Here is a 13,214-nt window from a genome sequence, read left to right as displayed (position 1 = left end):
AAGGCGTTTCTTGTTGCTTGGATTGACGGGAGAGCCGGAGCCGCCCCCGTCAATAACAAAACGGCGGCCGTTACGGGCCGCTGCTTCGGGTCGGCTTATAGGCGAGGGCGGCTGATGCGTCAAGGCAATCGAAAACGAGTTGCGCGGATAAAGTAAAGCAAAAACAATAGCTTGGTATAGTGGTATTATTTTACCACATCGTTTTCCCGCTTCCTCGGGATTGAATAGGTGCCGGTGGCGTGCGCGACGGTGTGACCGTCCGGGCCTGCGACGATGTCGATGTCGAACACCATCAGGCTCTTGCCGAGCTTCAGGATGCGGCAATGGCCGTCGATCGGACCGGCCTCGGCCTTGCGCATGAAGTTGATGTCGAGGTTGACCGTCACCGAAAGCGCGTCAGGCCCGGCGTGGCTGAGCACGCAGACGTAACCGCCGATGTCGGCCAGCGTAAACAACGACGGACCCGAGACCGTGCCGCCGGGGCGCAGATGCCGCTCGTCGGCGTTCAGCCGCACCGTGCAGCCGCCCGGAAACACATCGATCGCCTCATAGGAGGTGAAATTGTCGTTGAGCTGTGGATAGACGCTTGCCATCAGCGCATTGACTTCCGCCGCGTTGAGCATTGGCTTCAGATTGCTTTGGGCTGGCATCGGCGCGTCCTATATGATGAGCAGTTCCGGGCAGTGCGCCTGGACCAAACGGTGCGACGGAGAAAACACGTCTCGCGGCTGTTCTTCAACCGGCAGCGTGCTAGTTCTGTTGCTCCATGAGCACGAGGTTTTGAAAGTGGCCGAAGTCGTCGCCATCAAGCCCGCCGTCACCGACGGCCCTGTTCTTGTCAGCCAGGACAAGGGCATCTTGCGCCTCACACTCGCCAACCCGCCGGCCAATGCGTTGTCGCTGGCGGCGATGGCGGCGCTGCAGGCTGAGTTCGATCGCGTCAAGGCCGACAGATCCGTGCGCGTCATCATCCTGGCGGCATCCGGCAAGGTGTTCTGTGCCGGTCACGACCTCAAGGAAATGACGGCGCACCGCGCCGAGCCGGATCGGGGCAAGGCGTTCTTCGAAAAGACCTTCGCGGCTTGCGCAACCTTGATGCAGACGATCGTGCGCCACCCAAGACCGGTGATCGCCGAGGTCGACGGCCTTGCCACAGCCGCCGGCCTGCAGTTGGTCGCCAGCTGCGACCTTGCCATCGCTTCGCACGAGGCGAGTTTCTGCACGCCTGGCGTCAACATCGGCCTGTTCTGCTCGACCCCCATGGTGGCGCTGTCGCGCAACGTCTCGCGCAAGCAGGCGATGGAGATGCTGCTCACCGGCGAAACGATCGACGCCGCGACCGCCAAGGAGTTCGGCCTGATCAATCGCATCGTGCCGCGCGAATATCTGAATCAGGTTGTCAACAAATACGCGCAAACCGTTGCTTCCAAATCGTCCTTGGTGGTCAGGACCGGCAAGGAAGCCTTCTATGCCCAGGCCGAAATGGGGCTCGCCGACGCCTATGCCTATACCGGCCGGGTGATGGTCGAAAACATGCTGGCGCGCGACGCCGAGGAAGGCATCGGCGCCTTCATCGGTAAGCGCAAGCCCGAATGGGTCGACGATTAAGATGGCTCGAATAGAGACTTTTGTCCCTGGGATGCTTCACCGTTTGAGCCTCCACGATCCTATTGATGCGACTTATTATGCATACGAGTTGGACGGTCGAAGGTTGTTGCAAATCAACACCTCAGGAAGAAAACACCGTGAGATTCCCGACAAGGTGAGCCAGTCCATTCAACTGGACCACGATTCCGCGCGCCAACTCTTTTCGATCTTGAAGGATCATTTTGGGTTTAAATGAGTGCTCATTACCCTCGCTCCCGTCCCTGAAGTTTCGACGTGGCTGCCCGCAAGCAACTGACGCGGCTGAAAGCGCCCTATCTCAAGCGCATCCTGCTTGAGCCGTCGCGCGTCTCCGACTGGGAGCAATACCCCTGGAACTTGCCGATATTCCGGGATCGCGAATTCGAGTTCGAATTCACGAGCGCCATCACCGTCATCGTCGGCGAGAACGGCACCGGCAAATCGACGCTGCTTGAAGCCATCGGCGCGCTGGCCGGCTATGACGAGGCGGGCGGCGGAAAAGGTTACATGCCGGTCGACCATTCGCGTGCTGTCGACAAAAGCGGTGCTGCACTCGGCGCCACGCTCCGCGCCCACTGGCTTCCCAAGGTCACTGCTGGCTGGTTCTTTCGCGCCGAATCCTTCTACTCCGTATCGCGTTATCTCGACCGAGCCGCACTGGATGTTGGGGCGGCGCCGCCCGATTTCCTGTCATGGTCGCATGGCGAGGGCTTTATCCGCTTCTTCGAGGAGCGTTGCCGCAGACAGGGCATCTATATCCTCGACGAGCCGGAAAGCGCGCTGTCGCCGACGCGCCAGATCGAACTGCTGAAACTGCTTCGACGCATGGAGCGGTCCGGCACCGCGCAGGTGATCATGGCCACGCACTCGCCGCTGCTGATGGCTTGTCCGAACGCGCGGCTTTTTCGCATCGGCCGCTTCGGCCTCGACCGCATCGATTTTCAGGACACCGATCATTTTCGCATGATGCGCGATTTCTGCAGCGATCCTGGAACCTTTTTGGAGGAGGCGCTGCGGGATGACGATGAGTTGCAGTGAGCAAATGGCACAGGACGATCTCAACTGGCGGATGGAACAGGCGTGTCGCGAGGCATGGCCTTCGGCGCTCGAGATCGTTGCCAATGGCTGGCTGTTACGGCGCTCGGGCGGCCGTATCCGGCGCAGCAATTCCGCCAACCCCTTGCGCGGCACACGCGGCGCGCCGGGGAAGGTAATCGATGCCGCCGAAGCGTTCATTGTCGGCCACGGCCAGACGCCGTTGTTTCGCATCCCCGACATCGCCGCCGAACTGGAGCCCGAGCTTGACCGTCGCGGTTACGGAAGGGAAGGCGGCACGATCCATCTTCATGCCGATATCGACGCGCTCGCGGGAGGCGGCTACGACGACGTCACGGTTTCCCCGGCGCCAAGCGGGCGCTGGTTTGAGGCACGCTTTCGCACGGGCGGTTATGACGGCGCGGAACAGCGGGTTTTTCGCGAGATGACGCGTTTGATTGCGGGCGACAAGGCATTCGTATCGTGCGCGCGCGACGATGAAGTCGTCGCCTTTGCCTTTGGCGTCATCCGCAATGGGCTGCTTGTCGTCGAGGCGGTTGAAACCGACGCCAGATTCAGGCAGCAGGGGTTCGGACGCAGGACGGTTGGCGGGCTGATCGGCTGGGCGAGGCGAGCGGGGGCCAAGGCGGGCTGCCTGCAGGTGGTTGTCGACAATACGCCCGCCCGCGCACTCTATGCTTCTCTCGGCTTCAGCCGGGAACTCTATCGTTACCATTACCGCAGGAAGACCGTCGCAGCATGAACCACGATACCTACGACAACAGCTACATCGCCGGCATCCTGAATTCGGTGAAGACGATCGCCATGGTCGGCGCCTCGCCCAACGATGTGCGGCCAAGCTACTTCGTGCTGAAATATCTTTTGGCCAAAGGCTTTTCGGTAGTGCCGATCAATCCCGGTCACGCCGGTAAGCAGATTCTCGGACAGACGGTCTATGGCAGCTTGGCCGATCTGCCGCATCCGGTCGACATGGTGGATGTTTTTCGGGCTTCGGCGTCAGTGCCGGGCATTGTCGACCAGGTGCTGAAGCTCGACCCGTTGCCCAAGGTCGTCTGGATGCAGCTTGGCGTGCGCAACGACGAGGCCGCGGCCCGCGCAGAAGCTGCCGGCATCAAGGTGGTGATGAACCGCTGTCCGAAGATCGAATACGGCAAGCTGTCGGGCGAGATCGGCTGGACCGGCGTCAATTCCGGCGTGCTGTCGTCGAAGAAACCCTTGATGCGCCAGGGGTTCCAGAGCTTGGGCGTAAGGCAGAAATAGGCGCGCGGTAATTCGCGCAAAATTATTCCGGGAAGAATTTGGATTTTTTCCTGGCGTTCGTCGCAGATCGCACGCCGCAAGGTATTTTCTTCTTTGCATTCACGAGCGCGCTTCGGCATGAATGCCCGGCGATTTTCGAAAGGTTAGGAGAGGGAGGTTTCGATGACCCGTACGCCTGGTTTCAACACTTTAGCCATTCATGCCGGCGCCAAGCCCGATCCGGCGACTGGCGCGCGCGCCACGCCGATCTACCAGACCACCTCTTTTGTCTTCGACGATGCCGATCATGCCGCCTCGCTGTTCGGGCTGAAGGCCTTCGGCAACATCTACACCCGCATCATGAACCCGACGCAGGCGGTTCTCGAGGAACGCGTCGCGGCGCTCGAAGGCGGCACGGCGGCGCTCGCCGTCGCTTCGGGCCACGCCGCGCAGGTCATCGTCTTCCACAATCTGATGCAGCCGGGCGACAACTTCATCGCCGCCAACAAGCTTTATGGCGGCTCAATCAACCAGTTCGGTCATGCCTTCAAGAACTTCGGCTGGGAAGTTCGCTGGGCAGAAGCAAACGATCCGGCGACTTTCGAGAGCCAGATCGACGACAGGACCAAGGCGATCTTCATCGAGAGCCTTGCCAACCCCGGCGGCGTCTTCGTCGATATCGAGAAGATTGGCGACATCGCCCGCAAGCACGGCCTGCCGTTGATCGTCGACAACACGCTGGCCTCGCCCTATCTGGTCCGGCCCATCGAGCACGGCGCCGACATCGTCGTCCACTCGCTGACCAAATTCATTGGCGGCCACGGCAATTCGATCGGCGGCGTCATCGTCGATGGCGGCACCTTCGACTGGTCGAAATCGGGCAAATACCCGATGCTGTCGGAGCCGCGCCCTGAATATGGCGGCCTCGTCCTGCACGAGACCTTCGGCAACTTCGCCTTCGCGATTGCCGCCCGCGTGCTCGGCCTGCGCGACATTGGTCCGGCGATTTCGCCCTTCAACGCCTTCCTGATCCTGACCGGCCTGGAAACGTTGCCGCTGCGCATGCAGCGTCATTGCGACAATGCCGCGAGCGTTGCCGGCTGGCTGTCGAACCATCCCAAGGTTGCCTGGGTGAACTATCCCGGTCTTCCAGGCGACAAGAACAACGCGCTGCAGAAGAAATATTCGCCGCAGGGCGCAGGCGCGGTGTTCACCTTCGGCCTCAAGGGCGGCTACGAGGCCGGCATCAAATTCGTCGAGGCGCTCGAACTGTTCTCGCACCTCGCCAATGTCGGCGACACCAAGTCGCTGGTCATCCATCCGGCCTCGACCACGCATCGCCAGCTTTCCGACGAGCAGAAGGTCAAGGCCGGCGCCGGACCCGACACCGTCCGCCTTTCGGTCGGCATCGAGGACGTCAACGATATCGTCGCCGATCTCGAGCAGGCGCTCGGCAAGGTCTGATGATGTCGGCCTTCCTTGCGGTCAACACCGATGCCGTCGAACCGGAGGCCGGCGCGCCGGCCCCGGATCGAATGATTTCGGGCGATCCCAAATTCCGCACCTGGAACGTCGAGGAGCGTGACGGCGGCCTCTATGCCGGCATCTGGGAAGCGACGCCGGGCAAATGGCGCATCGTCTATGACGAATGGGAGTTCTGCCACATCCTGTCCGGCGTCTCGGTCATCGCCGAGGACGGCGGCGAGGCGCGCACCGTGCGGGCCGGCGATAGCTTCGTGCTGCGGCCAGGGTTCAAAGGCACCTGGGAAGTGCTCGAGACGACGCGCAAGGAATATGTGATCAAACTTTGAATAGGCGCCATTGCCGCGTCATTCTATGGCGAAGCGGTGTAGGCCTGGCCCTAAAATGTGACGGCAATCCGCTCCAGCCCATGAAAGTGATAGCTGTCGCGGAAGCGCGGCGTCTCCGCCAGGCGCAGTTCCGGCAACCGATCGAACAGCGCCTTCAGCGACACCTGCAACTCAAGCCGCGCCAGCGGTGCGCCGATGCAGAAATGGATGCCGGCGCCGAAGGAGACGTTCTTCTGGTCCGAGCGGGCCGGATTGAAGGTGTCGGGCTCGGCAAACGCCAACGGGTCGTGATTGGCCATGCCGAGCAGCAGCGCCACCATCTCGCCGGGCTTGACCAGAATGCCCGGCGACACTTCGATCTCCTCATAGGCATAGCGCAGGAACATGTGCAGCGGCGCATCGAAGCGCAGGCATTCCTCGACGGTCGCGACATTCGCCTCGGGTGTCGCAAAGAAGCGGCGCGGATCGCCGCCTTGCGCAAGGATCGAGCGCACCGCATTGCCGGTCTGGTGCACGGTCGCTTCGTGGCCTGCGTTGAGAAGCAGGATGGCCGAGGATACCAGCTCGTTTTCCGAGAGTTTTTGGCCGTTGTCCTGGGCCTCGATAAGCAGCGATAGCAGATCGTCGCCGGGCTTCTTGCGGCGCTCGGCCACATAGCCGCGCAGGAAGTCGGAAAAATCGCGCGCGGCGCGGTTGGCAGTGTCCTCGACCTCGCGCGTGCGGCCATGCATGTACATGGTGACCATTTGATGCGACCAGTCGACCAGTCGCGGCCCCATCTCGGTCGGAACGCCGAGCATTTCGGCGATGATGGTGATCGGCAAAGGCGAGGCGTAGGCGGGCAGAAGGTCGACGCCCTTTGGCTCGAAGCGGTCGATCAACTCGTTGGCCAGCAGCTCGATGCGCGGTCGCAGCCGCTCGACCTGGCGTGAGACGAAGGCGCGGTTGACCAGCGTGCGAAGCCGCGTATGCACCGGCGGCTCCAGTTCCAGCATGGAATTGGCCTCGATGGCGTCGAAGGCCGCGAGATGCGAACGGTCGTCGCCGACGCCGCGGCTGTCGGGAATCCCCGCCGGGTTCTGGCGGCCGAAACGGCGGTCGCGCAACAGCCGGTTGACGTCGTCGAAGCCGCCAAAGCACCAGAAGCCGTAGTCTTCCCAGAAGAAGGCGTTGGCAGTGCCGTGCAGGAAGGCGTAGGCCTCGTAAGGATTCTGCACGAAGGCTGGCTCGTGCGGGTCGAGACGCAGGCGGCGGCTGGCGAGATCAAACTCAAGATAGGAAGGCTTCAAATCGGTCATGCCTGACCATTAGCGCGCCTTGTCAGCCCGATGCCAGACCGTATCTTGTCGCCCGTGAAATCGAACCGTTGAGCCAGATTGCCGGTTTGAAGCCTAGCTGCGCGCAGAAATGATCTAGCTGGGTATTCGGCTAGCCGGCAGCGTCAGTGGCCCGTCTTCAGGATACCCGCCACCTTCGCGGCAATCGCCGTGTCGAGCGCCGGCCAATTCGCCAGCAACTCGCGCGGAAAGCGATAGGTGAGGCTGAGATCGTCGCCGACCTGGATGTCGCGCTCGCAGGGCGCCAGCGATTCCTCCGCGCTCGGACCGCTGAGGCAACGGGCGACGAACGGATCCTTGCCCGGACGTTCGGCGACGGCCAGAACCTCGTTGAGATAGCCTGATTTTTCCGTGAAGGCGTAAACCGTCGTGCCGCCCGGACCGGGCGTGCCCGGCTTTTCGATCAGGGCGCTGTAGATCGGCACGAACCGGCCGCTCATGTCGCGCGACATCATCCGCGGCTCGAACGACAGGAAGATGATCTTCCTGGTCGTCGCGTGGTTGAAGTCGTCGCGCGCGGCCGCGCTGTAGCCGTCCATTTCGGGATAGCGCAGGTAGAGGTCGAGCCGCGAGGCGATGCCGTCGCGCCTGGCCTGGTCGAAGCGGATGAAGTTTGCCGGCACGCTGATCAGATTGTTGCCCATGACGATCTGGCGCACCGTCATGTCATCCGTATAGCCGGCCATGGCGATCGACCGGCCGAGCCATTTGCCGCCGACGCTGATGGCCACCGAAAGCAGCGCCAGCGCCGCGAAAATGTAGAAGACCCGCCTCATTAAGGTCGAGTCGACGACCTGGAACTCCGGGCTCTCGGCAGCCGTTGCGTCTCTCATCTGCTCTTTCCCGATCCGCCCACCTGTCCTTCGGCGGCACAGCCTGCGCGGCATGGCTTTTGCAGCGCGTTGGCACGACTGTGCGTTTTCATGGTAAACGGTTGGTAAATATGGATCCTGTTGTGCTTGTTCTTTACGCTTTTGCTGTTGGTCTAACGGCCTGCGGGCTGTCCGGATCGGTCATGGAACTGCTGTCAGGCCGGCGCCTGGCCTTTGCCGAGCCTTATGTTTCGCCTGTCCATATCCTGCGTTCGCTGGCGGCAACGGCTTGCGCCGGACCGTTCATGCTCACCAACGAGGCCTTGACCGCCCGGCGTGAGGGCCGCATAGGCGCGATGGCGCTGTTGTCCTGTGGTTGCACGGCCATCGCCTGGGCGCTGGCCCTCGGCGTCGTGCTCATCGCCATTGCATCCTGGGCGACCGCCAACCTAGGGTCTTTCGAATTCGCTGGTTGAGACGAATCGGAGACGAAAAATGCCGGTCTATGCGATCGATGGGAAGGCGCCTGAGTTCGAGGACGCCGATACGAACTGGATCGCGCCCGACGCGACGCTGATCGGCAATATCACGATCGGCCGCAACGCCGGCTTCTGGTTCGGCGTCGTCATCCGCGGCGATGGCGAACTCATTGCGATTGGCGCCGACACCAATGTGCAGGAGCATACGATCATGCACACCGACCCCGGCTTTCCACTGACCATCGGCGAAGGCTGCACGATCGGCCACAGGGCGCTGCTGCATGGCTGCATGATCGGTGACAACAGCCTGATCGGCATGGGCGCCATCGTTCTGAACGGCGCCAGGATCGGCAACAACTCGCTGGTCGGCGCCGGCGCCCTGGTGACCGAAAATAAGGTTTTTCCCGACAATTCGCTGATCGTCGGCTCGCCCGCCAAGGTGATCAGGACACTGGACGAAGCGGCGATCGAAAGGCTGCGGGTCTCGGCGGCTCACTACGTGGCCAATGCCAAACGCTTCAAGGCCAAGCTCAAGACGGCGTGACGGCGGCGGCCCGCTTCGCGCGTGGTCATCCGTGGCGATTGGTCATCGCTTCACGCAACAGAAAGGCGCCGGCCTCGAAGCCGGCCTGCTCGGCGCCTTCCAGTGCCGTCTCATAGTCGTCGATGCGAGTCCGCAGCGACGGGTCCGCGCCTGAAAGGAGCAACAGACGGATCGCGTCGGCGTCACGCCGGGACACCGCATAGTGCAGTGGCGTCCAGTCGTTCACGCCGCGCATATCCGGGTCGGCGCCGTGTCCAAGCAGGACTTGGACGACATCCAGCCTGTCCGGCCGTTCCGTCGACAACGCGGCAATGATCGAGGGAAAGCCGGCAGGATCTTCATAGTTCGCGTTCGAGCCGGTATCGAGCAGCGCGGTGATGAACGCCGCCGGGCTCCAGTAGATCGCATATTCCAGCGGATGACCAAGGCCGAGCTCGAACGGCATCCTCTCGTCGAACCAGCGCGGCGCTTCACCAAGCGCTTTGCCAAGGGTCTCGAAATCACCTGCTTTAAAGGCGTCGTCGATCGCCCGGAACAGCTTGGCGCGCTCGCATCGGTCTTCAGGGATCTCTAACATGATCGCGTTACCCGGATTTGCCTTTTCCTTTCTTCTCGGCAGGTTTGATCCGTATCCGCATGGACCCGCCTTTGGGATTTTCGATGTCGAAGGCGGCCGTTTTCCTTACCAGGTCGCTCAGTTTGCTGAAGCCGTAGGTACGCGGGTCGAAATCGGAAAAGAGATTTGAGAGCTGCTTGCCAAAGGTGCCCAGGAGCACCCAACCATCCTCACTCTCCATCTGGCCGATGACCTTCTTCAGAATGGGCGTAGCTGCCGTCGGCGCCTGAAGCGGCTTCGTCGCAGGAGCAGTATCTTGAGCGTTCTCCGCGCCATGGAGAAGGTTTTCGGTATAGACGAAACGGCGACATGCCTGCCGGAAGCTCTCTGGGGTTTTTTGCTCCCCAAATCCGAACACGTCGACGCCTTGCTCGCGTATCCGCGAGGCAAGGCGAGTGAAGTCGCTGTCGGAAGAAACCAGACAGAAACCGTCGAACCGGCCGCTGTGCAGCAAATCCATCGCGTCGATCACCAGCGTGATATCCGAAGCGTTCTTGCCCGTGATGTAAGCGAATTGTTGCTGCGGAATGATTGCGTGCTTCGACAGAACCTCTGCCCACCTCTTCGACCGGGCGTTCGAGAAATCACCATAGATGCGGCGAACGCTTGCCTCGCCGATCTTCGCGATTTCCTCGAACAGTCCGTCGGCAATCTTCGCGGAGGCGTTGTCGGCGTCGATAAGAACCGCAAGGCGAGGTGATCGGGGTTCGTTCGGCATACAGAACATCCCTCGGTTGGCGCGCAGACAAACAGGAGAAGAGTTTCGCGCTATCTTCTGTTGTAGCAGAAGGCCCCCCAAACAGAAATTCAGGCCATCGGAAGCGTATCGTCAGAAACAGCGGAGCCGGCCCCGGGGACAGGGGCCGGCTCCTAAAACCCGGTCGTTGGGGACGGGGAGGGTGGGGACTCGACCGGGCTTTCTCCTTGGGCACGCCGCCGCATCATGGGCGGCGTACCCGATCGCTTTGGCGCCCTAGCGGACGCTGGCGACCGCGTCCTCGCGGCCGTCGTTGATCGTTACCCAAGCGCCCGAATTCTCCGTCGATTGACGTTTGAGATAGGTGTAGACCGTGTCGTTCCAGGCGAGCACTTTCGGCTCGAGATTGTCGAGGATGAATTCGCCGAGGCTGGTGCGCACCGTGAGTACCGCATGGCCGTCGCCATTCGGCTGGCGCACCACCGTCATCAGCAGATTGCCTGCCGGCACGCCGACGGCCATCAACTCGCGGCGCTTCTCCAGCGCGTAGTCCTCGCAGTCGCCATAGCCTTTGTCGGGATAGGCCCAGTATTCCTCGACACCGTAGATCTCCATATCGGTGCGAGGCTTGACCCGGACGTTGACCGAATTGTTGACGTTGACGATCGTCGCCCACAGCTTGCGCGTCAGCTCGACCGGCGGACCCTTCGGCGTCCGTTGGTTGCATTCGACCGGAATGCGCTGGCAGAAATCGTAGTGGCCGACCGGCTGGGTGGTGCGGCCACCCGTATGCATGAAAGCCGGTCCTGCGCTTGCCGTGCCCCACGCGGAAAGCTGCATCGCCATTGCCAAGAGCAACAGCTTGCCCCTCGTCATTTTCATTGTTGTAGTCTCCCCGTTTGAGGAGACTGTGCCACGTTGGGATTTATTTGACGCAAAAACCCGAAGTAGACGTTGAATAAAACGCCAGTAGAATAAACATAAAATTTGAACTATCGGAATTTCGGATTGTTCAGATTTTCATCCGGCCCGCGCAAGATTCTGATGTCACTGGCGGCCCGCGTCCGACCTCCCAAGAGGACAACAAAAAACCGGCCGCTAAGGGCCGGTTTGCTTTGCTTGTGTCAGCTCGTCTCAGGAGCGGGCTTCAGCTCGTCTCAGAAGCGCGCGTCGCGCGTCTCAGGAGCGCGGCGCGTTGAATTCCTGATCGAGCGTTTCCGGCCGCTGGATAACCGCGAACTCGATGGCGACGCCGTCCTCGAAATGGCGCACCACCTGGCCGCGCATCGTGCCTAACGTGACCTGGACGCCGATCGCCGGCTTGACGTCGATTTCGACGGCAGCACCCGAGAGCGACAGGTCGATGATGCGGCACTGATACTGGCGCCCGTCGGTGAGCTGCAGGACGCTCATCGGATTGCGCGGCGCCACGCGCTCGTGGCGGCGGTCCTCGGGCAGGTCGAGCTCATGCTTGTTGGCAAGCCAGGTGAGCTGCGCGGCAAGCTTGTCCTTCTTGCGGTCCGAGGCGATGACGGTCATGGCGAAACCGTCCTGCGACGTGCGCGTCACGATGCCTTCGACACGGCCGATATGGTCGATATAGGCGATGACCTTCTCGCCCGGCATGCCGATCCGGTCCGTACGCAACGCAACATTGCCGGGCGACATATCGATCACCTGGCAAGGATGCTCGGTGCGGTCTTCCAGCATGAAGCGCCCGTAAATCTTGACGCGGACACGCTGAAAGTTGCGCCTCTCAGCTCGTGACGGCGCATATTCTACCGCCGCTGACCTCATGACTGCCTACACCCCGTTGGCATTCCGCGCGACGATGCGAGGAATTTCACCCGAAAAACTACAGCAAAGCAGGTTAACAAACGGGAAAGTCGGCCGCAAAAGCCTGGGCCTGGGGGCTCGCGCGACGCGGAAAAACTTACCGGGAGCGACCGGGAAACCTTACACGGCCGGGCTCACTCGTGACGCCCGCCGTCGAGGACGACGAGATGGCGGATGCGGCGCACGCGGCCGAGCGCCGAAATGGTCTCCGGAGGATCGAATTCGGCCGGAACGAGCGAGGGGACGTCGATCGCCGGACGGTTCTTCAGGAACATCGGCTCCTTGTCGGGATCTATCACCCGGATCGTATCGATGAGCGCGTCGGCGAGCGGATCGGCGCCAAGCCAGAACGGCTTGTCGGCGGCGCTGACGATGCCGAGGCAGCGCGGGTTCTGGGCGCCCCCGTCCAGCGGCAGCGCCATGAGCTCGAATTTGTTGGAACGGCCGTTGCGGCTGAACCCCTCATAGGTCATGAGCAGAACCGATTTCTGGTCGAAAACGCCCTGCATGAGCCGCGACACAAGCCGCTGATCCTTCTCGCGCCAGAGCGAAGGGAAGGAGAATCCCTTGAGCTCCCGGCCATAATAGGCGCAGAGCCGCGTGCCGGCGAGCCGGAACACCGCCTCGCCGCGCGTGTCGCGCTCCAGGATGAAGGTGTCGGCCAGAAGCGACTTGATGTCGGCCGGCTCCACCTCCGATCGTTTCGGGGCGAGGCGACCATCACGCAGCTGGTTCCAATATTGGAACAGCGCGATTGATCCTTTTTCATTCATGTCCATTCCGCTCCGCACAATCTGTCTTTTGATGTCCCATCGGCGAACAGACAGGGCGCCCTCCGATGACCTTCATGCGGTGCGGAGCAGGATGCGTGCCAGTATCGTTAACGTTTGTTCACGCCTCGGGGTCGTTAAGGTTAACAAGTGGTTTACATAGCGTGCCGCCGAAGCCTGTGGCACATCAAAACCACTCCAAAACGGTCGTTCCTGCAGCGATCGGCAGCACTTCAGTCACGAGTTTATGGGGAGCAGGGGACTCGACCGGCCGTTCAGGGAAATCCTGGACGGCCTTCTTTTTGATTCGCTCCGTTCTGATTCGCTCCTTTTCTGATCTGGGCTGTGGCGATTAGCCGTTTGTGATTCGAAAGGGCGTGATCTACATGCT

General features: G+C 61.5%; 16 protein-coding genes. 8 read left to right on the top strand and 8 right to left on the bottom strand.

Going from position 1 to position 13,214, the window contains the following annotated elements:
* Window positions 1-185 precede the first annotated feature (185 nt).
* Window positions 186-650, bottom strand: a complete 465-nt coding sequence (locus FJ430_RS21960; RefSeq protein WP_140641529.1) for a PaaI family thioesterase — start codon at window positions 648-650, stop codon at window positions 186-188.
* A 136-nt stretch (window positions 651-786) separates the two neighbouring features.
* On the opposite strand from FJ430_RS21960, the gene FJ430_RS21955 reads away from it, so the two are divergent.
* The 6 genes from FJ430_RS21955 to FJ430_RS21930 all read left to right on the top strand — a co-directional run bounded on the left by FJ430_RS21955 (window position 787) and on the right by FJ430_RS21930 (window position 5,732).
* A complete protein-coding gene (locus FJ430_RS21955; protein WP_140707573.1) occupies window positions 787-1,608 on the top strand; it encodes an enoyl-CoA hydratase in 822 nt (273 codons plus the stop codon).
* Window positions 1,609-1,881: 273 nt separating this feature from the next.
* Window positions 1,882-2,664 (top strand): AAA family ATPase, encoded by a 783-nt coding sequence (locus tag FJ430_RS21950; RefSeq protein ID WP_140707577.1) that lies wholly within the window; start codon window positions 1,882-1,884, stop codon window positions 2,662-2,664.
* Between the two features lie 4 nt (window positions 2,665-2,668).
* The gene (locus tag FJ430_RS21945; protein WP_140707579.1) at window positions 2,669-3,424 is read left to right on the top strand and encodes a GNAT family N-acetyltransferase; all 756 of its coding nucleotides are present in this window, start codon (window positions 2,669-2,671) and stop codon (window positions 3,422-3,424) included.
* Complete coding sequence (locus FJ430_RS21940) at window positions 3,421-3,942, top strand: CoA-binding protein (RefSeq protein WP_140707581.1); 522 nt, start codon at window positions 3,421-3,423, stop codon at window positions 3,940-3,942. The genes FJ430_RS21945 and FJ430_RS21940 overlap by 4 nt, the downstream gene beginning before the upstream one ends.
* 162 nt (window positions 3,943-4,104) lie before the next feature.
* A complete protein-coding gene (locus tag FJ430_RS21935) occupies window positions 4,105-5,385 on the top strand; it encodes an O-acetylhomoserine aminocarboxypropyltransferase (protein WP_140707583.1) in 1,281 nt (426 codons plus the stop codon).
* Window positions 5,386-5,387: 2 nt separating this feature from the next.
* Window positions 5,388-5,732 (top strand): cupin domain-containing protein, encoded by a 345-nt coding sequence (locus FJ430_RS21930; RefSeq protein ID WP_181175485.1) that lies wholly within the window; start codon window positions 5,388-5,390, stop codon window positions 5,730-5,732.
* 50 nt (window positions 5,733-5,782) lie between these two features.
* Here the strand turns inward: FJ430_RS21930 and FJ430_RS21925 are convergent, their stop codons facing one another.
* Both FJ430_RS21925 and FJ430_RS21920 read right to left on the bottom strand, forming a co-directional pair.
* Window positions 5,783-7,030: a cytochrome P450 gene (locus tag FJ430_RS21925; RefSeq protein ID WP_140707585.1), complete on the bottom strand. Its 1,248-nt coding sequence runs from the start codon at window positions 7,028-7,030 to the stop codon at window positions 5,783-5,785.
* 143 nt (window positions 7,031-7,173) lie between these two features.
* Window positions 7,174-7,902 (bottom strand): hypothetical protein, encoded by a 729-nt coding sequence (locus FJ430_RS21920; protein ID WP_140707587.1) that lies wholly within the window; start codon window positions 7,900-7,902, stop codon window positions 7,174-7,176.
* A 182-nt stretch (window positions 7,903-8,084) separates the two neighbouring features.
* Here FJ430_RS21920 and FJ430_RS21915 point away from each other — a divergent pair, with 182 nt between their 5' ends.
* Together FJ430_RS21915 and FJ430_RS21910 are read left to right on the top strand one after the other, a co-directional pair.
* Window positions 8,085-8,357: a DUF6949 family protein gene (locus FJ430_RS21915; protein WP_413467796.1), complete on the top strand. Its 273-nt coding sequence runs from the start codon at window positions 8,085-8,087 to the stop codon at window positions 8,355-8,357.
* Window positions 8,358-8,376: 19 nt separating this feature from the next.
* Entirely contained in the window at window positions 8,377-8,904 is a 528-nt protein-coding gene (locus tag FJ430_RS21910) for a gamma carbonic anhydrase family protein (RefSeq protein WP_140707589.1), read from the top strand.
* A 25-nt stretch (window positions 8,905-8,929) separates the two neighbouring features.
* On the opposite strand, the gene FJ430_RS21905 is transcribed toward FJ430_RS21910, so the two are convergent.
* The 5 genes from FJ430_RS21905 to FJ430_RS21885 form a co-directional block, all read right to left on the bottom strand.
* Complete coding sequence (locus FJ430_RS21905; protein ID WP_140707591.1) at window positions 8,930-9,481, bottom strand: ankyrin repeat domain-containing protein; 552 nt, start codon at window positions 9,479-9,481, stop codon at window positions 8,930-8,932.
* A 7-nt stretch (window positions 9,482-9,488) separates the two neighbouring features.
* Window positions 9,489-10,238 (bottom strand): NYN domain-containing protein, encoded by a 750-nt coding sequence (locus FJ430_RS21900; RefSeq protein WP_140707593.1) that lies wholly within the window; start codon window positions 10,236-10,238, stop codon window positions 9,489-9,491.
* A gap of 255 nt (window positions 10,239-10,493) precedes the next feature.
* On the bottom strand, window positions 10,494-11,099 hold the full coding sequence (locus tag FJ430_RS21895; RefSeq protein ID WP_140646920.1) for a transglutaminase-like cysteine peptidase: 606 nt from the start codon (window positions 11,097-11,099) through the stop codon (window positions 10,494-10,496).
* A gap of 297 nt (window positions 11,100-11,396) precedes the next feature.
* Window positions 11,397-12,014, bottom strand: coding sequence for a PilZ domain-containing protein (locus tag FJ430_RS21890; protein ID WP_140646921.1), 618 nt, complete (start codon window positions 12,012-12,014; stop codon window positions 11,397-11,399).
* Between the two features lie 173 nt (window positions 12,015-12,187).
* Window positions 12,188-12,826, bottom strand: coding sequence for a PAS domain-containing protein (locus FJ430_RS21885; RefSeq protein WP_140646922.1), 639 nt, complete (start codon window positions 12,824-12,826; stop codon window positions 12,188-12,190).
* Window positions 12,827-13,214: the final 388 nt, after the last annotated feature.

The sequence above is a fragment of the Mesorhizobium sp. B2-8-5 genome, from assembly GCF_006440675.2.
Classification (GTDB): domain Bacteria; phylum Pseudomonadota; class Alphaproteobacteria; order Rhizobiales; family Rhizobiaceae; genus Mesorhizobium.
The sequence above is the reverse complement of the archived record's forward strand: the minus strand, read 5'-3'. Positions and strand labels throughout refer to the sequence as shown.

What these genes read in the sequence shown, in the direction of transcription:
- FJ430_RS21960 (WP_140641529.1), bottom strand. Translation starts at nt 650, where the DNA reads ATGCCAGCCCAAAGCAATCTGAAGCCAATGCTCAACGCGGCGGAAGTC.
- FJ430_RS21945 (WP_140707579.1), top strand. Translation starts at nt 2,669, where the DNA reads ATGGCACAGGACGATCTCAACTGGCGGATGGAACAGGCGTGTCGCGAG.
- FJ430_RS21940 (WP_140707581.1), top strand. Translation starts at nt 3,421, where the DNA reads ATGAACCACGATACCTACGACAACAGCTACATCGCCGGCATCCTGAAT.
- FJ430_RS21935 (WP_140707583.1), top strand. Translation starts at nt 4,105, where the DNA reads ATGACCCGTACGCCTGGTTTCAACACTTTAGCCATTCATGCCGGCGCC.
- FJ430_RS21930 (WP_181175485.1), top strand. Translation starts at nt 5,388, where the DNA reads ATGTCGGCCTTCCTTGCGGTCAACACCGATGCCGTCGAACCGGAGGCC.
- FJ430_RS21925 (WP_140707585.1), bottom strand. Translation starts at nt 7,030, where the DNA reads ATGACCGATTTGAAGCCTTCCTATCTTGAGTTTGATCTCGCCAGCCGC.
- FJ430_RS21920 (WP_140707587.1), bottom strand. Translation starts at nt 7,902, where the DNA reads ATGAGAGACGCAACGGCTGCCGAGAGCCCGGAGTTCCAGGTCGTCGAC.
- FJ430_RS21915 (WP_413467796.1), top strand. Translation starts at nt 8,085, where the DNA reads ATGGAACTGCTGTCAGGCCGGCGCCTGGCCTTTGCCGAGCCTTATGTT.
- FJ430_RS21910 (WP_140707589.1), top strand. Translation starts at nt 8,377, where the DNA reads ATGCCGGTCTATGCGATCGATGGGAAGGCGCCTGAGTTCGAGGACGCC.
- FJ430_RS21905 (WP_140707591.1), bottom strand. Translation starts at nt 9,481, where the DNA reads ATGTTAGAGATCCCTGAAGACCGATGCGAGCGCGCCAAGCTGTTCCGG.
- FJ430_RS21900 (WP_140707593.1), bottom strand. Translation starts at nt 10,238, where the DNA reads ATGCCGAACGAACCCCGATCACCTCGCCTTGCGGTTCTTATCGACGCC.
- FJ430_RS21895 (WP_140646920.1), bottom strand. Translation starts at nt 11,099, where the DNA reads ATGAAAATGACGAGGGGCAAGCTGTTGCTCTTGGCAATGGCGATGCAG.
- FJ430_RS21890 (WP_140646921.1), bottom strand. Translation starts at nt 12,014, where the DNA reads ATGAGGTCAGCGGCGGTAGAATATGCGCCGTCACGAGCTGAGAGGCGC.
- FJ430_RS21885 (WP_140646922.1), bottom strand. Translation starts at nt 12,826, where the DNA reads ATGAATGAAAAAGGATCAATCGCGCTGTTCCAATATTGGAACCAGCTG.